The organism is Pseudomonas sp. KH_050 (genome assembly GCF_057838875.1).
The window spans coordinates 4359507-4381861 of the sequence record NZ_CM174478.1 but is presented as its reverse complement, the minus strand read 5'-3'; the positions used below and the strand labels follow the sequence as shown (position 1 = coordinate 4381861).

Sequence of the window (22355 nt, the reverse complement as noted above, 5' to 3'; positions counted from 1 at the left end):
TGACTGAGTGTTGCAATACAGCCACGGGCGCAAACTGCCGTACAGTCGTGTTAGCACTCGCGGTTGTGTACAATGTGCCATGTTTTTCCGCGATACTTGCCCGCGACCTGTCGTGTCGTACTACAGTCACGGTAATTCGCCGCAGTTTTCCCAACTCGAGTGCCCATGAACGATCAGTTGCAGCCCCTCAAGAAACAGCCGCGAGCAGGCAAAGCCGGCCGCAGTGGAACCCAGGACGATATTGTCTATGCGCATATCTTCGAGGCCATTCTCGAACAGCGCCTGGCGCCCGGCACCAAGTTGAGCGAAGAAGCGCTGGGGGAAATTTTCGGGGTCAGCCGTACCATCATTCGTCGCGCCCTGTCGCGTCTGGCCCATGAAGGCGTGGTATTGCTGCGCCCCAATCGTGGCGCCGTCGTGGCCAGCCCGAGCGTCAATGAGGCCCGCCAGGTGTTCCTCGCCAGGCGTCTGGTAGAGCGAGCGATTACTGAATTGGCGGTGCAGCATGCGACAGCCGAGGAGCTGATGGCGCTGAGGCAGATGGTCAACGACGAGCGCGACAGCTTCTCCCGTGGCGACCGTGGGGCGGGTATCCGGCTCTCCGGCGAATTCCACCTTAAGCTTGCCGAAGCGGCGAAAAATGCCCCGCTGATCAGTTTTCAGCGCAGCCTGGTGTCCCAGACTTCATTGATCATCGCCCAGTACGAAAGCGGCAACCGTTCGCATTGTTCCTACGATGAACACACTCAGTTGATCGACGCCATCGAGGCGCGCGATGCGACGCTTGCGGTGGACCTGATGATGCATCACATGGATCACATCGACAGCAAGCTCAACCTCGATGAAGAAAGCGCCTCGGACGATCTGCACGCGGTGTTCTCGCATCTGTTGCAGAGCAAGAAGCCGGGTCGCACAACCGCCAAGCTCTGATTTGCAGGGCTCGCCGAAAAGATCGCAGCCTCCGGCAGCTCCTACATGGTAATGCGTACACCTGTAGGAGCTGCCGAAGGCTGCGATCTTTTGGCATTCTGACAGACCATAAAAAATCTTAGCGCTGATGCACCAGATTCCCCGCCGCATAAGTCTGCAACACTGTCCGGTCATCCCCTAGGGTCATCAACACAAACAAGGTTTCGGCGATGTTGTTCGCCTGTTTCAGGCGATAGCCGAGCAGCGGTGTGGCGTTGTAGTCGAGCACCAGGAAGTCGGCGTCGGTGCCCGGTTGCAGGGTGCCGATCTTGTCTTCCAGGCGCAGTGCCCGGGCGCCGCCGAGGGTCGCCAGGTACAGTGACTTGAACGGGCTCAGGCGCGCGCCCTGCATTTGCATGACCTTGTAAGCTTCGTTGAGGGTTTGCAGCAGCGAGAAGCTGGTGCCGCCACCGACGTCCGTGCCCAGCCCGACATTCAGGTTGTGCTTTTCGGCCATTGGCAGGTTGAACAGCCCGCTGCCAAGGAAGAAATTCGAGGTCGGGCAGAAGGCGATCGCCGACCCGGTTTCTGCCAGCCGTGCGCATTCGTCGTCGCACAGGTGCACGCCGTGGGCGAATACCGAGCGCTCGCCGAGCAATTGGTAATGATCGTAGACGTCCAGGTAGCCCTTGCGCTCCGGGAACAGCTCCTTGACCCACTCGACTTCCTGCAGGTTTTCACTGATGTGGGTCTGCATGTACAGGTCGGGGTATTCGCTGAGCAATTGCCCCGCGAGGGTCAGCTGTTCCGGGGTGCTGGTCGGCGCGAAACGCGGGGTTACCGCGTAGTGCAGGCGGCCCTTGCCGTGCCAGCGTTCAATCAGCGCCTTGCTTTCGAGGTAGCTCGACTCAGCGGTGTCGGTCAGGTAATCCGGGGCGTTGCGGTCCATCATCACCTTGCCGGCGATCATCCGCAGATCCAGTTGTTCGGCGGCCTCGAAGAACGACGTCACCGATTGCGGGTGCACGCTGCCGAATACCAACGCGGTGGTGGTGCCGTTACGCAGCAGTTCCTTGATGAAAATGCCCGCGACCTCTTCGGCGTGGGCCTTGTCGGCGAACTGGCTTTCACAGGGAAAGGTGTAGGTGTTGAGCCAGTCCAGCAGCTGTTCGCCGTAGGCACCGACCATGCCGGTCTGCGGCAAGTGGATGTGGGTGTCGATGAAGCCGGGAGTGATCAGCGCATCCTTATAATGGGTAATTTCGATATCCGCCGCCAGGCTGGGGAGCAATTCGCTGGCGTGGCCGAGGGCACTGATCCGGTCGTTGTCGATGACCAGTAAACCGTCTTCGAAATACTCATAGGACGCTTCGATTCCCACCACGGCGGGGTCGGCGATGCTGTGCAGGATGGCGGCACGGTAGGCTTTACGAGTCAAAGGCATGAGGGTTTCTCAGTTCGTGGCTTGGCTGCGGCGTGAGGCTGGCAGCAGTTTGGCAATAGGTTCGGCGCTGGCGCTGTGCTGGCCGAAATTCGCGTTATAGGTGGCGATGATTTCGCCGGCGATGGAGATGGCGATTTCCACAGGCAGCTTGCCTTTGACTTCGCCGATGCCCATCGGGCAGCGCATGCGTTGCAGCAGCGCGCTGTCGAATCCGCGATCGCGCAGGCGGTGTTCGAACTTGACCCGTTTGGTCTTCGAGCCGATCAGGCCGAAGTAGGCGAAGTCGTTACGCTTGAGGATCGCGGCGGTCAGTTCCAGATCGAGCTGGTGATTGTGGGTCATGACGATGCAGTAACTGCCGGCGGGCAAGTCGTCGACTTCATCCACCGGTTCTTCGCTGACGATTTTGCGCACACCGTGAGGGATCTGCTCGGGGAACTCCTGTTCCCGCGAATCGATCCAGCGTACGCGGCAGGGCAGGCTGGCCAGCAGCGGTACCAGCGCCCGGCCGACATGGCCGGCGCCGAATACGGCGATCTGCGCCTGGACCTGGCCCATCGGTTCGAACAGCAACACGGTGACACCACCGCAGCACTGACCGAGGCTGGCGCCAAGGGTGAAGCGCTCCAGGTGGGTGTCCTGCTTGCCGTTGGCGAGCATTTCCCGGGCAAGCTGCATGGCCTTGTATTCCAGGTGCCCGCCGCCGATGGTGTCGAAGGACTGGGTGGCGCTGACAACCATTTTCGAACCGGCATTGCGCGGAGTCGAGCCGAGCTCTTCGATGATGGTCACCAATACGCAGGGTTCGCCCCGGGTTTGCAGGTCGGCGAGGGCGCTTATCCAGTTGTTCATGTATCACCTTTTGCAACTGTGGTGTCTGTTCGGCTGTCATCGTCGGAACGCCGCCCGGAGCAAGCCCGCTCCCACATTGAATCTTCAGGGTGCACACCATTTGTGCTTCAAGCAGATCTAGTGTGGGGGCGGGCTTGCTCGCGATGGCAGCGCCTCGGTCTAGAGCGAAGCCAACTCAGGCTCCGCCTCGACAGCTTTCGCCGCCCTTAACTGGCGCATCTGCTCACAGCCCCACAACACCCGCTCCGGAGTGGCCGGCGCGTCGATTTTCGGTTGGTGCCTGTAGTCGCCCAGACTCGCCACGGCATCCTTGATTGCACACCAGGCGGCGATGCCGAGCATGAACGGCGGCTCGCCGACCGCCTTGGAGTGAAACACCGTGTCTTCCGGGTTCTTGCGGTTTTCCACCAGCTTCACCCGCAGGTCCAGCGGCATGTCGGCGACTGCCGGGATCTTGTAACTGGCCGGGCCGTTGGTCATCAGCTTGCCCTTGGCATTCCACACCAGTTCTTCCATGGTCAGCCAACCCATGCCCTGGATGTACCCACCCTCGACCTGCCCCATGTCGATCGCCGGGTTCAGCGAAGCGCCGACGTCGTGCAGGATGTCAGTACGGAGCATTTTGTATTCGCCGGTCAGTGTGTCGACTATCACCTCGCAGCAGGCCGCGCCGAATGCGTAATAGTAGAACGGCCGACCACGAGCCTGGCTGCGGTCGTAGAAGATTTTCGGGGTCTTGTAGAAGCCGGTGCTGGACAGCGACACCTGGGCGAAATACGCCTGTTGGATCAGCGCCTCGAAGGTCAGGATGTGGTCGCGAATTCGCACGTGGCCATTGCGGAATTCGACGTCTTCCTCGCTGACCTTGTACTGGCGCGCGGCAAATTCCACCAGGCGCTGCTTGATGATTTGCGCGGCGTTTTGCGCGGCCTTGCCGTTCAGGTCGGCACCGCTGGAGGCGGCGGTCGGCGAAGTGTTCGGCACCTTGTCGGTATTGGTCGCGGTGATCTGTACCCGGTCGATTTCGACCTGGAATACCTGGGCCACCACTTGGGCGACCTTGACGTTCAGCCCCTGGCCCATCTCCGTGCCGCCATGGTTCAGGTGGATGCTGCCGTCGGTGTAGATGTGGATCAAGGCACCGGCCTGGTTGAGGAAACTGGCGGTGAAGGAAATGCCGAATTTCACCGGGGTCAGCGCCAGGCCTTTTTTCAGGATCGGGCTGTTGGCGTTGTAGCGACGGATCGCTTCACGCCGCTCGGCGTACTGGCTGCTTTGCTCGAGTTCGGCAGTTATTTCCTCGAGCATATTGTGCTCGACGGTCTGGTAGTAATGGGTGACGTTGCGCTCGGTCTTGCCGTAGTAGTTGGCCTTGCGCACCGCTAGCGGATCGAGCGCCAGATGGCGGGCGATCGAGTCCATGACTTCCTCGATCGCGACCATCCCTTGCGGGCCACCGAAGCCACGATAAGCGGTGTTCGACGCGGTGTTGGTCTTGCAGCGGTGACCGTTGATGGTCGCATCGCCAAGGTAATAAGAGTTGTCGGCATGGAACATCGCACGGTCGACGATCGAGGCCGAGAGATCCGGCGAACAACCGCAGTTTCCTGCCAGTTCCAGTTGAATGCCGTGCAGTCGCCCGGTGCTGTCGAAGCCGACGTCGTACTCGATGTAGAACGGGTGACGCTTGCCGGTCATCAGCATGTCTTCGACCCGCGGCAGGCGCATTTTGGTCGGCTGGCCGGTCAGGTGTGCGACCACCGCGCACAGACAGGCCGGGCTCGCCGCCTGGGTTTCCTTGCCGCCGAAACCACCGCCCATGCGGCGCATGTCGACGACGATCTTGTTCATCGACACGTCCAGTACTTCCGCCACCAGCTTCTGCACTTCGGTGGGGTTCTGGGTCGAGCAGTAGACGATCATTCCGCCGTCTTCGGTCGGCATCACCGAAGAGATCTGGGTTTCCAGATAGAAATGTTCCTGGCCGCCGATATGCAGCGTGCCTTGAATCCGGTGCTCGGCGGTGGCCAGGGCGTTGGCCGAATCGCCGCGTTTATGGGTGTGGCTGTCGAGCACGAAATGCTTTTTGCGTAGCGCTTCGACCACGTCCAGTACCGGTTCCAGATCTTCATATTCGATGATCGCGGCCATGGCCGCTGTGCGCGCGGTTTCCAGGTCCTTTGCTGCCACTGCCAGCACCACCTGACCGACGAATTGCACGTCATCGATGGCCAGCAACGGGTCGCCGGGCAACAGCGGGCCGATGTCCTTCAGGCCCGGCACATCCTTGTGGGTGATGACGATGCGCACGCCTTCGAAGGCGTAGCAGGGCGCAGTGTCGATGCTGATGATTTTCGCGTGGGCGCGGTCCGACAGCCGCGCATACAGATGCAGCTGATTAGGGAATTCCAGGCGGTCATCGATGTACACCGCTTCACCGGATACATGCTTGTCGGCGCTGTCGTGCTTGACGCTGCGACCGACCCCGGAAGTCAGGTCCCGGGCAAACAGTTCGGCAAGTTCCGCCTGAGTTTTTTCGACGGCATGATGATTAGACATAAGCGGTCACCCGAGTCTCGATGTGCGGTGTTTGCAGTTCGATGAAATATTTGCGCAGCAGGTTCTGCGCACTGAGCAGGCGGTATTCCTTGCTGGCGCGGAAGTCCGAAAGCGGCGTGAAGTCTTCGCCCAGGGCAGCGCAAGCGCGCTCGACCGTGGATGAATTCCATGGCGAACCGAGCAGGGCGGTCTCGCAACTCTTGGCGCGTTTCGGGGTGGCGGCCATGCCGCCGAAGGCGACCCGGGCGTCAGCGATCACACCGTTTTCGATGCGCAGATTGAACGCTGCGCAGACCGCGGATATATCGTCGTCCAGACGCTTGGAAACCTTGTAGGCACGGAACAATTGCTCGGCGCTGGCGCGGGGTACGATGATTTTTTCGATGAACTCGCTTTCCTGGCGCGCGGTTACCCGGTAATCGATGAAATAGTCTTCCAGTGCCAGGGTGCGGCGGGTCTGGCCTTTGCACAGAACGATCTGTGCGCCGAGGGCGATCAGCAAGGGTGGCGAGTCACCGATAGGCGAGGCGTTGCCGATGTTGCCGCCCAGCGTGCCCTGGTTGCGGATCTGCAGGGAGGCGAAGCGTTGCAGCAACTCGCCGAAGTCCGGGTATTCGGCCTTGAGCGCTTCATAGCAATCGGACAGCGAGGTGGCTGCGCCGATTTCCAGGCGATCGTCAAAACGCTCGACGCGCTTCATCTCGGCGACATTGCCCACGTAGATCATCACCGGCAGGGCGCGGTGGAACTGTGTGACTTCCAGCGCCAGGTCGGTGCCGCCGGCCAGCAACCGGGCTTGTGGGTAGGCATCGTAAAGGTCAGCCAGGTCAGCAACGGTCAAGGGCACCAGGCAACGTTTATCGCCACTGTTCAGCTCGCCGGTTCCGGTCGGCGCGATGGCTCTCAGACGGGCAATGGTCTCGGCTTCGCGGGCGTCGAACTGGTCAGCTTGCTTGCCACAGCAGGCCTGTTCGGCAGCGGCGAGAATCGGCCGATAGCCGGTGCAGCGACAGAGGTTACCCGCCAGCGCTTCGTGGGCCTTGTGGGAATCCGGCTGGTCACTGTTCTTTTGCAGGGCGAACAGCGACATGACGAAACCCGGCGTGCAAAAGCCGCACTGTGAGCCGTGGCACTCGACCATGGCTTTCTGCACGCTGTGCAACTGGCCCTGGTGCTTGAGGTCTTCGACGCTGATCAGCTGTTTGCCGTGCAGCGACGAAACGAAGGTCAGGCACGAGTTGAGGCTGCGATAGCGAATGTGCTCGCGGCCGCTGTCATCGGTCTGCAATTCGCCGACGACCACGGTGCAAGCGCCACAGTCGCCGCTGGCGCAACCTTCTTTAGTGCCGGATTTGCCCAGGTGCTCGCGCAGATAATTGAGCACGGTCAGGTTCGGGTCCAGGGCGTGCTCACTACGGAGTTCCTGGTTTAGTAAAAACTGGATCACGGAAGGCCTCGCAGACTCATTATTGTTGTTAACCGACTTGAGCTGAATTTAGTCATGTCTGACTTTTCGGTCAATGATTTTTTGACTTAAAGGTCAGGAAATTCAGTTTTGCCGATTAACGACACCTCTATTCATTATTGACCCTAAGGGGATAGCTTGCCTTTTGCGTCTTTATTGAATGTTTGTTGCGTATTTCGTGCCAAATTCAGCCCCCTGGCCATTACAATCAGCGCCCTGCGCCATTACCCGGCAACTGAGTTACACTGCGCCGCTTGTACCGATCGAAGAGTTTGAAGGAAGAACCATGACGTTCAAGGCGCCGGACAGCCTCGCCGAGCAAATCGCTCACCACCTCGCCGAACGTATCATTCGCGGGGATCTCAAGCCTGGGGAGCGCATTCAGGAACAGAAGGTCACGCTGGCCCTCAATGTCAGCCGCGGCTCGGTCCGCGAAGCCTTGCTGATCCTCGAACGCCGCCACCTGATTGCGATCCTGCCGCGGCGCGGCGCCCACGTCACCGAACTCACCGCGCACAAGGTGCAGAGCCTGTGCACGCTGATGAGCGAGCTGTACATCCTGCTGGGCAATGCCGTGGCCAATGAGTGGGCGGTTCAGGCTGATATGGCGCCGTTCCTGCAAATCCAGCAGCGTCTGGTCGCCAGCTACGAGCGGCAGGACATTCAGACCTTTGTCGAAGACAGCTTCAATGTGATGCGTGCGGCGTACCCCTTCGCGAACAATCCGTACCTGGAGGAAACCGTCGAGAACCTGCAGCCGGCCATGAGCCGCGCGTACTACCTCGCGCTGGAGCAACGCAAGGCCGAAATGAGCGAGTTCCTGGAGCTGTTCGAGCGCCTGCTGGCCGCCGTGCTGGCCCGTGATTTGCCGCAGATTCGCGTGGTGCTCTCGGCCTACACCCAGCGCAGTTGCGATCTGGTGCTGTCTGCGTTGACGGTTGCCTGAGCATGCGGCTCAAGTGCATCAAGCTGGCGGGGTTCAAATCCTTCGTCGACCCGACCACGGTGAACTTCCCCAGTAACATGGCGGCGGTGGTCGGGCCCAACGGGTGCGGCAAGTCGAATATCATCGACGCCGTGCGCTGGGTGATGGGCGAGAGCTCGGCAAAAAACCTGCGCGGCGAGTCGATGACCGACGTCATCTTCAACGGCTCCACCAGCCGTAAACCGGTCAGCCAGGCCAGCATCGAACTGGTATTCGATAACTCCGATGGCACCCTGGTCGGGGAGTTCGCGGCGTATGCGGAAATTTCCATTCGGCGCAAAGTGACCCGCGATAGCCAGAACAGTTACTTCCTCAACGGCAGTAAATGCCGGCGTCGTGATATCACCGATATCTTCCTCGGCACCGGCCTCGGCCCGCGCAGCTACTCGATCATTGAACAAGGAATGATCTCCAAGCTGATCGAGGCCAAGCCCGAAGATCTGCGCAACTTCATCGAAGAAGCGGCGGGGATTTCCAAGTACAAGGAGCGTCGGCGCGAGACCGAAAACCGCATCCGCCGCACCCATGAAAACCTTGCCCGCCTGACCGACCTGCGCGAAGAGCTGGAGCGCCAGCTCGAGCGTCTGCATCGCCAGGCCCAGGCCGCCGAGAAGTATCAGGAATATAAAGGCGAAGAGCGTCAACTCAAGGCACAGTTGTCGGCGTTGCGCTGGCAGGCCTTGAACGAGCAGGTGGGCCAGCGCGAATCGATCATCGGCACCCAGGAAGTCAGCTTCGAAGCCCTGGTGGCCGAGCAGCGCAATGCCGATGCCAGCATCGAGCGGCTGCGTGATGGCCATCATGACCTCTCCGAACGCTTCAATCTGGTGCAGGGACGCTTCTATTCGGTCGGCGGCGACATCGCCCGGGTCGAGCAGAGCATCCAGCACGGTCAGCAACGTTTGCGCCAGCTGCAAGACGACCTGCGCGAAGCCGAACGTTCGCGGCTGGAAACCGAATCCCATCTGGGCCTCGACCGCACCTTGCTGGCGACCCTCGGCGAAGAGCTGCAGATGCTCGAGCCGGAGCAGGAGATTACCAGCGCCGCCGCCGAAGAGGCCGCCGCCGCGCTGGAAGAATCGGAAACCACCATGCATGGCTGGCAGGAGCAATGGGACACGTTCAACCTGCGCTCCGCCGAACCCCGGCGCCAGGCCGAGGTTCAGCAATCGCGGATCCAGCAGCTGGAAACCAGCATGGAGCGTCTCGCCGATCGGCAGCGCCGTTTGGCTGAAGAACAGGCATTGCTGGCGGCCGATCCGGAAGACGCGGCAATCCTTGAACTCGGCGAGCAACTGGCTGCCAGCGAGATGACGCTCGAGGATTTGCAGGCCAGCGAGGAGGGGCAAGTCGAGCGCCTGGAACAGTTGCGCCAGGAGTTGCAGCACGCGACCCAGGCACAGCAACAGGCTCAAGGCGAGTTGCAGCGCCTCAACGGCCGCCTGGCTTCCCTGGAAGCCTTGCAGCAAGCCGCGCTCGACCCGGGCACCGGCACCGCGCAATGGCTGCGTGAGCAGCAATTGGCGCAACGGCCGCGACTGGCTCAGGGCCTGCAGGTTGAAAGCGGCTGGGAACTGGCGGTGGAAACCGTGCTTGGCGCTGACCTGCAAGCGGTGTTGGTCGACGACTTTGCCGGTTTCGATCTGGCCGGCTTCCAGCAGGGCGACCTGCGCCTCTTGAGTCCTGGCAGCGATGGCATTCGCGTGCCCGGCAGCCTGCTCGACAAGGTCGAAGCCGAGATCGACCTGTCGCCCTGGCTGGGTCAGGTCAGGCCGGTGGAAACCCTTGAGCAGGCCCTGGCCCTGCGTGGCCAGCTGGCGGTCGGTGAAAGCCTGATCAGCCGCGATGGCTATTGGCTAGGTCGGCACTTTCTGCGGGTGCGACGCGCCAGCGAAGCCGAAAGCGGTGTGTTGGCCCGCGGTCAGGAAATCCAGCGGCTGGGCGATGAGCGCGACGAGCGTGAAGCCACCGTGGAAGCGCTGGAGACCCAGTTGCAGAACCTGCGGGCACAACAACGCCAGCAAGAAAATGGCCGCGAACATTTACGCCGCTTGCTGCAGGACGAGGCGCGTCAGCAGGGCGAGTTGAAGGCCCGGTTGTCCGCCGGCAAGGCCAAGGCCGAACAATTGACCTTGCGCCGTACGCGTCTCGACGAAGAGTTGGTCGAGCTCGGCGAGCAGCGCGCCCTTGAACACGAACAGGTTGGCGAGGCGCGCCTGCAATTGCAGGACGCGCTCGACAGCATGGCGGTTGATACCGAACAGCGCGAATTGTTGCTGGCCCAGCGTGACAGCTTGCGTGAACGCCTGGATCGGGTGCGCCAGGAAGCCCGCCAGCATAAGGATCACGCCCACCAACTGGCGGTGCGCCTTGGGTCGCTCAAGGCTCAGCACGATTCCACTCGCCAGGCGCTGGAGCGGCTCGAATTACAGTCCGAGCGTCTGACCGAAAAAAGCGAACAGCTCAGCCTCAATTTGGAGGAGGGTGAAGCGCCGCTCGAAGAGCTGCGTCTGAAGCTCGAAGAGCTGCTCGACAAACGCATGACGGTCGATGAAGAGCTCAGGACGGCGCAGATCGCCCTGGAAGATGCCGACCGCCAATTGCGCGATGCCGAGAAGCGTCGCAGCCAGGCGGAGCAGCAGTCGCAACTGATCCGCGGCCAGCTCGAACAGCAGCGCATGGAGTGGCAGGCGTTGACCGTGCGCCGCAAGGCCCTCGAGGACCAGTTGCTCGAGGACGGCTACGACTTGCACGGTGTGCTCGCCACGCTGGATGCCCAGCTCAACGAAAAAGCCGCCGAAGAAGAACTCGAGCGGATTGCCGCGCGGATTCAGCGCCTGGGCGCGATCAACCTCGCGGCCATCGACGAGTACCAGCAACAATCCGAGCGTAAACGTTATCTGGATGCACAGAATGACGATCTGGTCGAAGCCCTCGACACCCTTGAAAATGTGATTCGCAAGATCGATAAAGAAACCCGCAATCGCTTTAAAGATACCTTTGATCAGATCAATGGTGGTTTACAGGCACTATTTCCAAAAGTTTTCGGTGGTGGCAGCGCTTATTTGGAACTGACGGGCGAAGATCTACTCGATACAGGGGTGACGATCATGGCGCGTCCGCCCGGAAAGAAGAACAGCACCATCCATTTGCTCTCTGGTGGTGAGAAAGCTCTGACCGCGCTGGCCCTGGTATTTGCTATTTTCAAATTGAACCCGGCGCCATTCTGCATGCTCGACGAAGTTGACGCGCCGCTGGATGACGCTAACGTAGGACGCTACGCCCGGTTGGTGAAAGAAATGTCCCAGACAGTGCAGTTCATCTATATCACCCACAACAAGATCGCCATGGAAATGGCTGATCAGTTGATGGGGGTAACGATGCACGAGCCGGGTTGTTCACGCCTTGTGGCAGTTGATGTCGAGGAGGCGATGGCAATGGTGGATGCTTGAGTCGGTGTGCGTAGGGCGATTTTCTATATGGTGTAGGAGATTTTTTTTACGCGACTTGCTGGCCAATCGACATAATGGCTGAAGCCATTGCGACAGACGGTGTAAAGTTATCTTTGGTCGTGCTAGTTTAATGTCAATTTTTCCTATGCGTGGGCAAAACGCCTGTCAGAACATAGAGTTGGCGCCACGTTTTAAAGGGGTTTGCAGCTTGCTAAACCCTTTATTCATCAGCGTTTTTTTATAGAGGCACAGGATTACATGGAAATCGGTCTGCGCGAGTGGCTGATAGTCATCGGCATCATAGTTATTGCCGGTATTCTTTTTGATGGCTGGCGCCGCATGCGCGGGGGCAAGGGCAAACTGAAATTTCGCCTGGACCGTAACCTGTCCAATTTGCCCGACGAAGACACCAGCGCCGAACTGCTGGGCCCGCCGCGGGTGCTGGATACCCATAAGGAACCGCAACTGGACGAGCATGATCTGCCGTCGGTGAGCATGCCTGCCCGCGAAGGCCGTGATTCGGGCTCCAAGCGTGGCAAGCGTGGCGGTGAGCCGTCTCAGGGTGACATGAACCTCAATCTGGACCTGGATGGCGGTCCGAGCTTCAGCAGCCGTGACGATGACTTCCCGGATGAAACCCGCGCCTCCGTCGCAGCGCAGGACAAAGAGCAGCCGCAAGCGGAAGAAGTCCTGGTGATCAGCGTGATCTGCCGCGATGCCGGTGGCTTCAAGGGCCCGGCACTGTTGCAGAACATTCTGGAAAGCGGTCTGCGTTTTGGCGAGATGGACATCTTCCACCGTCACGAAAGCATGGCTGGCAATGGCGAGGTCCTGTTCTCCATGGCCAACGCAGTCAAGCCGGGTGTGTTCGATCTGGACGATATCGATCACTTCAGCACCCCGGCGGTGAGCTTCTTCCTTGGCTTGCCCGGCCCTCGTCATCCGAAACAGGCTTTCGACGTGATGGTTGCCGCTGCCCGCAAACTGTCGCAAGAGCTCAATGGCGAACTCAAGGACGATCAGCGCAGCGTACTGACCGCCCAGACCATCGAGCACTACCGTCAGCGCATCGTCGAATTCGAACGCCGCGCCCTGACCCAGAAGCGCTAGTACACAGTACCTGTGGCGAGGGAGCTTGCTTGTGGCGAGGGGGCTTGCCCCCGCTGGGCTGCGAAGCGGCCCCAAAACCAGCCACCCCGTTGTGTCAGGTAAAACATGTGTGCAGGATTTGCGACGGCTTCGCCGCCGAACGGGGGCAAGCCCCCTCGCCACAGTATCTACAAGATTGAGCAGCCTCGGCTGCTTTTTTGCTTTATGAGAGAACACCCATGACCGCCGCCAAAAACCGCATTCTAGAGTTGCGCACCGAGCTGGATCAGCACAACTACCGTTACCACGTGCTCGATGAACCGAGCATTCCGGACGTCGAATACGATCGGCTGTTCAATGAGCTCAAGGCGCTGGAAGCGGAACATCCGGAGCTGGTGACCAGCGATTCACCGACTCAACGGGTCGGCAGCGCGGCGCTCTTGGCCTTTACTCAAGTGCGGCATGAAATACCGATGCTCAGCCTGGGCAACGCCTTCGACGAAAGCACCATGCGCGAATTCGATCGCCGGGTAAACGAAGGTCTCGACCTGCCTGCCGGCGATTTGTTTGGTGGTGGCGTGGCGGTGGAATACAGCTGCGAGCCGAAGCTCGATGGCCTGGCGGTCAGCCTGCTGTATCAGGATGGCGTGCTGGTGCGCGGCGCCACTCGCGGTGACGGCACCACCGGCGAAGACATCAGCGTCAACGTGCGAACCGTGCGCAATATCCCGCTCAAGCTGCAGGGCAGCGGCTGGCCGGCAACCCTGGAAGTGCGCGGCGAAGTCTATATGTCCAAGGCCGGCTTCGAGCGGCTCAATGCTTCGCAGCTGGAAGTCGCTGGCAAGACCTTCGCCAACCCGCGCAACGCAGCTGCCGGTAGCCTGCGCCAACTGGATTCGAAAATCACCGCCAGCCGTCCGCTGGAATTCTGCTGCTACGGTCTGGGCCAGGTCTCGGCCGACATTGCCGACACCCATATCGGCAACCTGCAGCAGTTGAAGCAGTGGGGCATGCCGGTCAGTCGCGAACTGAAACTGGCCAAGGGCATCGACGAGTGCCTGGACTACTACCGTGACATCGGTGAGCGGCGTAATGCGCTGCCCTATGAAATCGACGGGGTGGTGTTCAAGGTCAACAGCCTGGCCTCGCAGCGCGAACTCGGTTTCCGGGCCCGTGAGCCACGCTGGGCGATCGCCCATAAATTCCCGGCGATGGAAGAGCTCACCGAGCTGCTGGATGTGGAATTCCAGGTCGGTCGCACCGGTGCAGTGACGCCGGTGGCGCGCTTGAAACCGGTCAAGGTGGCGGGTGTTACCGTCTCCAATGCGACGCTGCACAACATGGACGAAGTGGCTCGCCTGGGGCTGATGATCGGCGACACGGTGATCATTCGTCGTGCCGGGGATGTGATCCCGCAAGTGGTGCAAGTGGTGACCGAACGTCGTCCGGAAAACGCCCGGCCGGTACAGATTCCCGAGAGCTGCCCGGTCTGCGGCTCGCATGTCGAGCGCACGCAGTTGGTGAAGCGCAGCAAGGGTCGCGAGACCGTCAGCGAAGGCGCGGTCTATCGCTGCGTCGGCCGGCTGGCCTGTGGCGCACAGCTCAAGCAGGCAATCATCCATTTCGTCTCGCGCCGCGCCATGGACATCGAAGGCCTGGGCGAGAAGAGCGTCGAGCAGCTGGTGGATGAAGGCCTGGTGGGCTCGCCAGCGGATCTCTACACCCTGAGCTTCGAACAGATCGTCGACCTAGAAGGCTTTGCCGAACTCTCCAGCAAAAACCTGCTGAGTGCTATCGCCGACAGCAAAAAACCGAGCCTGGCGCGGTTTATCTACGCACTGGGCATCCCCGACGTCGGCGAGGAGACCGCCAAGGTACTGGCCCGCTCGCTGGCATCGCTGGCGCGGGTTCAGCAGGCGTTTCCGGAAGTATTGACCTACTTGCCGGATGTCGGGCTGGAAGTCGCCTACGAGATCCACAGCTTCTTCCAGGATCAACACAACGCCACGGTTATCGAACAGTTGCTCGCCCGCGGTCTGGAGATTCAGGACCAGGGCGAGCTGGGTGCCGAGTTCGCGGCCAGCACGACCCTGGGGGCTGTGATCGACAAGCTGCACATTCCTTCGGTCGGGCCGGGCGGGGCGCAGAAGCTGGCCGACAAGTTCGGCTCTCTCGAAGGCGTGATCAACGCCGACTGGCTGGATATGCGCCAGGCGCTCGCCGAGAAGCAGGCGAAGGCCGTGCGTGAGTTTTTCGATAACCCCGGGCACGCTGAACGTGCGCTGGCGATCGAGAAGCAGTTGAAAGACTTCGGCATGCACTGGCACAGCGAAAAGAAAGTCGTCGAAGGTCTGCCGCTGGCCGGTCAGACCTGGGTGCTGACCGGCTCGCTGGAGCTGATGAGCCGCGACATTGCCAAGGACAAACTCGAAAGCCTGGGCGCCAAGGTGGCCGGCTCCGTGTCGGCCAAGACCCAATGCGTGGTTGCCGGACCGGGAGCGGGCTCCAAGTTGGTCAAGGCCAATGAGCTCGGCTTGAAAGTGCTGGATGAAGAGGCATTTGTGGTGTTTCTCGGCAAGCACGGGATAGAGGTGTAGGAGCTGCCGCAGGCTGCGATCTTTTCTGCGGACACCACGGATCCGGTGGTGCAGCAAAGATCAAAAGATCGCAGCCTGCGGCAGCTCCTACACCGCGTGCACCTGCCCTGTTGCGGGTTTGCGCAATCCCCGTAGGAGCTGCCGCAGGCTGCGATCTTTTGGCAGCGCCCCGGCCCTGACGGGAACGATCGGACCCCAACCATGATCTAGTCTTGGCAGGCCCCAGGGAGAGATCGCCATGTACCGCTTCTTTGAACAGCTCAGCTCACGCATCGCCGCGCCCTTCATGGGGGAAAGCTCGCGCAACAGCAAGGTCTGGCACTGTCGCTGCGGGCAGTCGTTGTTCTTTCGCAACAGCCAGTGCCTGGCCTGTTCGGCGGCATTGGGTTATCAGCCGCAGCAGAGTCGTCTGTCCTCGCTGCAACCCGGCCCGCAGGTGGATACCTGGGTACTCGACGCCGATCCTGAGGCCGGGTTTTTTCGCCGCTGCGCCAACCTCGACTCCCCGGCGGCCTGCAACTGGCTGCTGCCGGCCAACGATCATGATGCACTGTGCATAGCCTGTAGCCTGAACCAGACCATCCCCGATCTGTCGATTGCCGAAAATCCCGAACGCTGGCGCAAGGTCGAAACAGCAAAGCGGCGGCTGGTCGCACAGTTGATCAGCCTGGGCCTGCAAGTGATTCCGAAAACCGTGGACGAAGAAACCGGTCTGGCCTTCGATTTCATCGGTGTCGACCTCGAAGGCACGCCGCCCACCACCGGTCATGCCAAGGGCCTGGTCACCCTCGATATAAAGGAAGCCGACGACGCCCATCGCGAGCAGGTCCGGGTGCAAATGCATGAGCCGTATCGCACGCTGCTCGGGCACTTGCGTCACGAAACAGGGCATTACTACTGGGATCGGCTGATTGCCAACTGCCATTGGCTGGAACCGTTCCGCGGTCTGTTCGGCGACGAGCGTGCCAGCTACGCCGAGGCTCTTGAGCGGCATTACCAGCAAGGCGCGCCAGCCGACTGGCAGCAGGGCTACGTCAGCGCCTACGCCACCATGCATCCGTGGGAAGACTGGGCGGAAACCTGGGCTCACTACCTGCACATGATGGACGCGGTCGACACCGCGCTGGGCTTTGGCATGAGCGCGCGGGAAATGGACTTCGACTATCAGCCATTTGCGCTCGACACCCTTTACGATCCACGGCATCCCGGTGGCGCGGCATTCCTGTCTTTCGTCAACGCCTGGATCGAACTGGCCGGCATGCTCAACGAGCTGTCACGCAGCATGGGCCAGGCAGATTTCTATCCCTTTGTCCTGCCGCCGCCGGTCATCGCCAAATTGCATTTCATCCACCTGGTCATCCAGCAACAGGGTGGGCGGGCGGACGGGGTGGTGCAGGACCTGTAAAAATCAAAAGATCGCAGGCTGCGCCAGCTCCTACGGGGGTTGCGTACACTCCAGAGCCTGTGATCTTCAAGAACATCGCAGGTCCTTGACCTTGTTCATATTTTTTTATCTGAGCCGACGGTTGTAAGTTCTCGTCAGATCGGTACAATGGCGCGGCTCGCCACTGGCGAGCGTCGTTATGGTGACCCCATCGGTCCCCCCGCAACGATTAACCGTGAACCCGGTCAGGCCTGGAAGGGAGCAGCCGCAGCGGTGACATTGTGTGCCGGGGTGTGGCTGGTGGGGTTGCCACCTTAACGCCAAGCCTTCGTTCAGCAAGGCTATCTTTACGCAAAAAAACCTCGATTTCCCCCTCTGTTTCCCCAACGATCTTTTCTGGTCGATATTTGCTCCTGTCCGAACCATTCTATTTTTTGCCTGCAACAACTCGTCATGCCTGTGTCAGCGCAAGCATCCGCAATGCCCGGCCGATGCCGGCCAGCGAAGTGCCAGGCTGGGTCGCGTCGTTCCAGGTACCGGAGCAATGGCAGGTAGCGCAGCACGCGCTTTGACGGTCACTGCTGGCGGGCGCCGGGCGCGGCGTCCGGCGGTTGATCAGTGCCGGTGTAGAGCTTGATGATGGCATCGATTTCGCCGGACGTTTTCATTTGCAGCAGGGTGCGCAGAATCAGTTGCACCGGCAGTTTCGGGTCGTTGCGCACGTAGCAGCCGACGTAGTGCTCCTGCAGGACGGCGACGCCGCGTAGCTGATCGGCAGGTAAAAGCCTCTGATTGAACCAGTCCAGGGCCCATTGATTGGTCACTGCATAGCGATAGCGACCTGCCGTCAGTTTCTGCAAGACCTGCTCCTGGTTGCGGGCATTGTCTCGATGCAGTTGGCCGCTGTCGAACAGCGGTTGCAGGGCTGGGTAGATGAAGCCGAGCACCGTGCCGATGTTTTGTGAAGGCAGGCTCGAGGGCAACACCTGCTCGGACCGGTCTTGCCTGCTGACCAGCAGGTCGCGCTGAAACAGCAATGGAACGCTCCAGAGGTAGTCGCCTGACTGGTTGGGCAGCCAGGATTGCGTGGCATAGCAACGCACATCGATCTCGCCACGTTCCATGGCACTTTGCACCCGGCCGCGGGCCAGTACGTGGAACTTGGCAGGGCGGCCGACCTGGGTCGCCAGGCTCAGCATCATGTCATGCAAAATGCCCTGGGTCGGTTGGTTGTGTTCGATTTGCACCATGGGCATGGCCCAGCTATCGGTCACGGCGAAGCGCAGTGGGGCTTGCGTGGCAAAACCATTTGCGCTGACCAGCAGCAAAGTGGCCCAGGCTAAACGCATAAACTCTCCTGCAAGACCACGACAAAGGGTCGACAAAATGCCACTCAAAGAGCAGCTTAGCCAGATTAGAAGAGCACACCGGATGCAATTTCGTCCTTGCTCCGCTAGCATTACCCGCTTCCGCTTCCCAGTTGCGACGGTTTTCGATGAGTTATCAGGTTCTTGCACGTAAATGGCGTCCGCGCTCGTTCCGCGAAATGGTCGGCCAGACCCATGTGCTCAAGGCTCTGATCAATGCCTTGGACAGCCAGCGGCTGCACCACGCCTATTTATTCACCGGCACCCGCGGGGTGGGCAAGACCACCATCGCGCGGATCATCGCCAAATGCCTGAACTGTGAAACGGGCATCACCTCGACGCCCTGCGGCACCTGCTCGGCGTGCCGGGAGATCGACGAAGGGCGCTTTGTCGACCTGATCGAAATCGACGCCGCGAGCCGGACCAAGGTCGAGGACACCCGCGAGCTGCTGGACAACGTGCAGTACGCGCCGAGCCGCGGGCGCTTCAAGGTCTACCTGATCGATGAAGTGCACATGCTGTCCAGCCATTCGTTCAATGCGCTGCTCAAAACCCTTGAAGAGCCGCCGCCCCACGTCAAGTTCATCCTGGCCACCACTGATCCGCAGAAACTTCCTGCGACAATTCTCTCGCGGTGTCTGCAGTTCTCCCTGAAAAACATGACCCCGGAGCGGGTGGTCGAGCATTTGACCCATGTTCTGGGGGTCGAGAATATACCGTTCGAAGACGACGCATTGTGGTTGCTGGGCCGTGCTGCCGATGGCTCGATGCGCGATGCCATGAGCCTGACCGATCAGGCGATCGCTTTCGGGGAAGGCAAGGTCACGGCCGCCGATGTGCGGGCAATGCTCGGTACCCTGGATCATGGTCAGGTCTACGACGTACTGCATGCGTTGCTCGACGGCGATGCCCGGGCGCTGCTCGAAGCGGTGCGTCATCTGGCCGAGCAAGGGCCGGACTGGAATGGCGTGCTCTCGGAAATCCTCAATGTGCTGCACCGTGTCGCCATCGCCCAGGCCCTGCCTGAAGGCGTCGACAATGGCCATGGCGACCGCGATCGGGTCTTGGCGCTGGCTCAGGCGTTGCCGGCCGAAGATGTGCAATTCTATTACCAGATGGGCCTGATCGGCCGCCGCGATCTACCGCTGGCGCCAGACCCGCGTGGTGGTTTTGAAATGGTCCTGTTGCGGATGCTGGCATTCCGCCCGGCGGACAGCACGGAGGCGCCCAGGCAACCGCTAAAGACAGTGGGGATCAGCCAGGCCACAGTTGATTCCGTACAGTGCGTGGCTGCCCCGCAGGTGGTCGCCGCCAGTGTCGCTGCGGTAGTTGCATCGATCCCTGAATCCGTCGCACCGGTGGTGGTGCCGGAACCGGTCATCGCGCCGCCGGTCGTGGAACCTGTGGTGATTGCCGCTGAAGTCGTGGATCTGCCGTGGAACGACCCGGTAGAGCCGGTCATCGAGCAACAGCCGGAGGTCGAGCCAATGCTCGAGACCGCCGCCGAGCAGCCTGAATTGACCCCGATGCCCGGGCCGACGCCCGACAGCGCGGTGCCGGATGCCCCCGAGTGGGTGGCCGCGCCGGTGCCTGAACCCTCCGTAGCCGAGGTCGATGCGGCTATTGCGGGCAGGGACCTGGATGACGAGCCGCCGCTGGATGAAGACTATATCGAGCCGGACATGGATTCGGCCTACAGCTATCTCGATGAACTGGCCAGCGAACACACCGCCGAGCCGGCTCCCGAGCCCGAGCCCGCCCCGGCGCTGAAACCGGCCACCGGCCTGGCCCTGGAATGGCTGGAGTTGTTTGCGAAATTGCCGATTTCCGGCATGACCGGCAGCATCGCCGCCAACTGCACGCTGATCGCGGTCGATGGCGATCACTGGTTGCTGCACCTGGACCCGGCCCATAGCGCGCTGTTCAACGCGACCCAGCAGCGGCGCTTGAACGATGCGCTGAACCAGTATCACCAGCGCACGTTGACGATAAGCATCGAACTGATAAAACCCGAGCAGGAAACCCCGGCCCAGGCAGCGTCCCGGCGCCGTAACGAGCGTCAGCGCGAGGCCGAAGAGTCGATCCACGGTGATCCGTTCATCCAGCAAATGATGCAACAGTTCGGTGCGGTGATCCGTAACGATACTATTGAACCTGTCGAGGCTCTGGTCACTCAGGGCTAATAACTGAAGACGTCTGGCCTGATGGGTCGGGCGCTGTATTTATCCAAGTACTTTTGAGGTGATTCCCATGATGAAAGGTGGCATGGCCGGCCTGATGAAGCAGGCACAGCAGATGCAGGAAAAAATGGCCAAGATGCAGGAAGAACTGGCCAACGCCGAAGTGACCGGCAAGTCCGGTGGCGACATGGTGACGGTGGTCATGACCGGCCGTCACGACGTCAAGCGCGTCAGCATCGACCCAAGCATCGTTGAAGGCCTCAGCGAAGATGACAAGGAAATGCTCGAGGCTTTGTTCGCCGCCGCCGTCAACGACGCCGTGCGCAAGATCGAAGCCAACAGCCAGGACAAAATGTCTGGCATGACCGCCGGCATGCAATTGCCACCGGGCATGAAGCTGCCGTTCTAAGTCGCTTTGGCGATTGGGATGTACAACAAAAATGCCAGGCATCGAGCCTGGCATTTTTGTTTGTGGTCCCCGGCCTATTTGTGTGGGGTACGCGTTCCCCCGGTAGGAGCTGCCGCAGGCTGCGATCTGTTGATCTTGCTTTGGGCACTCTCCAGAACCGCCAAAAGATCGCAGGCTGCGCCAGCTCCTACGCCGACCGGGTACACCTGCAATATCCGGTTAACGCCATTCCTCGACAGCCCGAATTTCACGGATTCACCCAACCCCCCCGGTAGGAGCTGCCGCAGGCTGCGATCTGTTGATCTTGCTTCGGGCACTCTCCAGAGCCGCCAAAAGATCGCAGGCTGCGCCAGCTCCTACGCCGACCGGGTACACCTGCAATATCCGGTTAACGCCATTCCTCGACAGCCCGAACTTCACGGATTCACCCAATCCCCCGGGTAGGAGCTGCCGCAGGCTGCGATCTGTTGATCTTGCTTTGGGCACTCTCCAGAGCCGCCAAAAGATCGCAGGCTGCGCCAGCTCCTACGCCGACCGGGTACACCCGCAATATCCGGTTAACGCCATTCCTCGACAGCCCGATTTTCACGGATTCACCCAATCCCCCGGGTAGGAGCTGCCGTAGGCTGCGATCTGTTGATCTTGCTTCGGGCACTCTCCAGAACCGCCAAAAGATCGCAGGCTGCGCCAGCTCCTACGCCGACCGGGTAGACCCGCGCTCTCCGGTTAACGCCATTCCTCGACAGCCCGATTTTCACGGATTCACCCAATCCCCTGGGTAGGAGCTGCCGCAGGCTGCGATCTGTTGATCTTGCTTCGGGCACTCTCCAGAACCGCCAAAAGATCGCAGGCTGCGCCAGCTCCTACGCCGACCGGGTAGACCCGCGCTCTCCGGTTAACGCCATTCCTCGACAGCCCGAATTTCACGGATTCACCTAATCCTCCGGTAGGAGCTGCCGCAGGCTGCGATCTGTTGATCTTGCTTCGGGCACTCTCCAGAACCGCCAAAAGATCGCAGGCTGCGCCAGCTCCTACGCCGACCGGGTAGACCTGCAATATCCGGTTAACGCCATTCCTCGACAGCCCGATTTTCACGGATTCACCCAATCCCCCGGGTAGGAGCTGCCGTAGGCTGCGATCTGTTGATCTTGCTTCGGGCACTCTCCAGAACCGCCAAAAGATCGCAGGCTGCGCCAGCTCCTACGCCGACCGGGTACACCTGCAATATCCGGTTAACGCCATTCCTCGACAGCCCGAATTTCACGGATTCACCCAACCCCCCGGTAGGCGCTGCCGCAGGCTGCGATCTGTTGATCTTGCTTTGGGCACTCTCCAGAACCGCCAAAAGATCGCAGGCTGCGCCAGTTCCTACGCCGACCGGGTAGACCCGCGCTCTCCGGTTAACGCCATTCCTCGACAGCCCGAATTTCACGGATTCACCTAATCCTCCGGTAGGAGCTGCCGCAGGCTGCGATCTGTTGATCTTGCTTTGGGCACTCTCCAGAACCGCCAAAAGATCGCAGGCTGCGCCAGCTCCTACGCCGACCGGGTAGACCTGCAATATCCGGTTAACGCCATTCCTCGACAGCCCGAATTTCACGGATTCACCTAATCCTCCGGTAGGAGCTGCCGCAGGCTGCGATCTGTTGATCTTGCTTCGGCA

The 22355-nt window shown here is 60.6% G+C and carries 13 protein-coding genes and 1 other RNA gene; 9 read left to right on the top strand and 5 right to left on the bottom strand.

All coding sequences use genetic code 11. The features are described 5' to 3' along the window. Window positions 1-165: 165 nt before the first annotated feature. Entirely contained in the window at window positions 166-930 is a 765-nt protein-coding gene (locus tag AC3IUA_RS19895) for a GntR family transcriptional regulator (protein WP_489356564.1), read from the top strand. Window positions 931-1048: 118 nt separating this feature from the next. Here AC3IUA_RS19895 and guaD read toward each other — a convergent pair whose 3' ends face one another. The 4 genes from guaD to xdhA form a co-directional block, all read right to left on the bottom strand. After that, a complete protein-coding gene (gene guaD / locus AC3IUA_RS19890; protein ID WP_489356563.1) occupies window positions 1049-2353 on the bottom strand; it encodes a guanine deaminase in 1305 nt (434 codons plus the stop codon). A gap of 9 nt (window positions 2354-2362) precedes the next feature. Further along, on the bottom strand, window positions 2363-3205 hold the full coding sequence (xdhC, locus tag AC3IUA_RS19885) for a xanthine dehydrogenase accessory protein XdhC (RefSeq protein ID WP_489356561.1): 843 nt from the start codon (window positions 3203-3205) through the stop codon (window positions 2363-2365). 159 nt (window positions 3206-3364) lie between these two features. Next, window positions 3365-5764, bottom strand: a complete 2400-nt coding sequence (gene xdhB / locus AC3IUA_RS19880) for a xanthine dehydrogenase molybdopterin binding subunit (protein ID WP_489356559.1) — start codon at window positions 5762-5764, stop codon at window positions 3365-3367. Further along, window positions 5757-7211: a xanthine dehydrogenase small subunit gene (gene xdhA, locus AC3IUA_RS19875; protein ID WP_489356557.1), complete on the bottom strand. Its 1455-nt coding sequence runs from the start codon at window positions 7209-7211 to the stop codon at window positions 5757-5759. The genes xdhB and xdhA overlap by 8 nt, the downstream gene beginning before the upstream one ends. A 304-nt stretch (window positions 7212-7515) precedes the next feature. Here xdhA and AC3IUA_RS19870 point away from each other — a divergent pair, with 304 nt between their 5' ends. From AC3IUA_RS19870 to ffs, 6 genes are all read left to right on the top strand, one after another. Next, complete coding sequence (locus AC3IUA_RS19870) at window positions 7516-8175, top strand: GntR family transcriptional regulator (protein ID WP_489356555.1); 660 nt, start codon at window positions 7516-7518, stop codon at window positions 8173-8175. A 2-nt stretch (window positions 8176-8177) separates the two neighbouring features. After that, entirely contained in the window at window positions 8178-11666 is a 3489-nt protein-coding gene (gene smc, locus AC3IUA_RS19865) for a chromosome segregation protein SMC (protein ID WP_489356554.1), read from the top strand. A 258-nt stretch (window positions 11667-11924) separates the two neighbouring features. Next, window positions 11925-12776: a cell division protein ZipA gene (zipA, locus tag AC3IUA_RS19860; protein ID WP_489356552.1), complete on the top strand. Its 852-nt coding sequence runs from the start codon at window positions 11925-11927 to the stop codon at window positions 12774-12776. A gap of 218 nt (window positions 12777-12994) precedes the next feature. Further along, complete coding sequence (gene ligA, locus AC3IUA_RS19855) at window positions 12995-15352, top strand: NAD-dependent DNA ligase LigA (RefSeq protein ID WP_489356550.1); 2358 nt, start codon at window positions 12995-12997, stop codon at window positions 15350-15352. Window positions 15353-15590: 238 nt separating this feature from the next. Further along, window positions 15591-16757 carry a zinc-binding metallopeptidase family protein gene (locus AC3IUA_RS19850; protein WP_489356548.1) on the top strand — a complete coding sequence of 389 codons (1167 nt, stop codon included), beginning with the start codon at window positions 15591-15593 and terminating at the stop codon, window positions 16755-16757. A gap of 188 nt (window positions 16758-16945) precedes the next feature. Further along, window positions 16946-17042: signal recognition particle sRNA small type (ffs, locus tag AC3IUA_RS19845), an RNA gene on the top strand. A 269-nt stretch (window positions 17043-17311) separates the two neighbouring features. On the opposite strand, the gene AC3IUA_RS19840 is transcribed toward ffs, so the two are convergent. Next, window positions 17312-18085 (bottom strand): substrate-binding periplasmic protein, encoded by a 774-nt coding sequence (locus tag AC3IUA_RS19840; protein WP_489356546.1) that lies wholly within the window; start codon window positions 18083-18085, stop codon window positions 17312-17314. 146 nt (window positions 18086-18231) lie between these two features. On the opposite strand from AC3IUA_RS19840, the gene dnaX reads away from it, so the two are divergent. Both dnaX and AC3IUA_RS19830 read left to right on the top strand, forming a co-directional pair. Beyond that, window positions 18232-20286 (top strand): DNA polymerase III subunit gamma/tau, encoded by a 2055-nt coding sequence (gene dnaX / locus AC3IUA_RS19835; protein ID WP_489356544.1) that lies wholly within the window; start codon window positions 18232-18234, stop codon window positions 20284-20286. A gap of 67 nt (window positions 20287-20353) precedes the next feature. Further along, window positions 20354-20692, top strand: coding sequence for a YbaB/EbfC family nucleoid-associated protein (locus tag AC3IUA_RS19830; RefSeq protein WP_489071213.1), 339 nt, complete (start codon window positions 20354-20356; stop codon window positions 20690-20692). The last annotated feature ends 1663 nt before the right edge of the window (window positions 20693-22355 follow it).

Bases quoted from the DNA above. Each gene is read 5' to 3' on its own strand.
- AC3IUA_RS19895 (WP_489356564.1), top strand. From the start codon at position 166: ATGAACGATCAGTTGCAGCCCCTCAAGAAACAGCCGCGAGCAGGCAAA.
- guaD (WP_489356563.1), bottom strand. From the start codon at position 2,353: ATGCCTTTGACTCGTAAAGCCTACCGTGCCGCCATCCTGCACAGCATC.
- xdhC (WP_489356561.1), bottom strand. From the start codon at position 3,205: ATGAACAACTGGATAAGCGCCCTCGCCGACCTGCAAACCCGGGGCGAA.
- xdhB (WP_489356559.1), bottom strand. From the start codon at position 5,764: ATGTCTAATCATCATGCCGTCGAAAAAACTCAGGCGGAACTTGCCGAA.
- AC3IUA_RS19870 (WP_489356555.1), top strand. From the start codon at position 7,516: ATGACGTTCAAGGCGCCGGACAGCCTCGCCGAGCAAATCGCTCACCAC.
- smc (WP_489356554.1), top strand. From the start codon at position 8,178: ATGCGGCTCAAGTGCATCAAGCTGGCGGGGTTCAAATCCTTCGTCGAC.
- zipA (WP_489356552.1), top strand. From the start codon at position 11,925: ATGGAAATCGGTCTGCGCGAGTGGCTGATAGTCATCGGCATCATAGTT.
- ligA (WP_489356550.1), top strand. From the start codon at position 12,995: ATGACCGCCGCCAAAAACCGCATTCTAGAGTTGCGCACCGAGCTGGAT.
- AC3IUA_RS19850 (WP_489356548.1), top strand. From the start codon at position 15,591: ATGTACCGCTTCTTTGAACAGCTCAGCTCACGCATCGCCGCGCCCTTC.
- AC3IUA_RS19840 (WP_489356546.1), bottom strand. From the start codon at position 18,085: ATGCGTTTAGCCTGGGCCACTTTGCTGCTGGTCAGCGCAAATGGTTTT.
- dnaX (WP_489356544.1), top strand. From the start codon at position 18,232: ATGAGTTATCAGGTTCTTGCACGTAAATGGCGTCCGCGCTCGTTCCGC.
- AC3IUA_RS19830 (WP_489071213.1), top strand. From the start codon at position 20,354: ATGATGAAAGGTGGCATGGCCGGCCTGATGAAGCAGGCACAGCAGATG.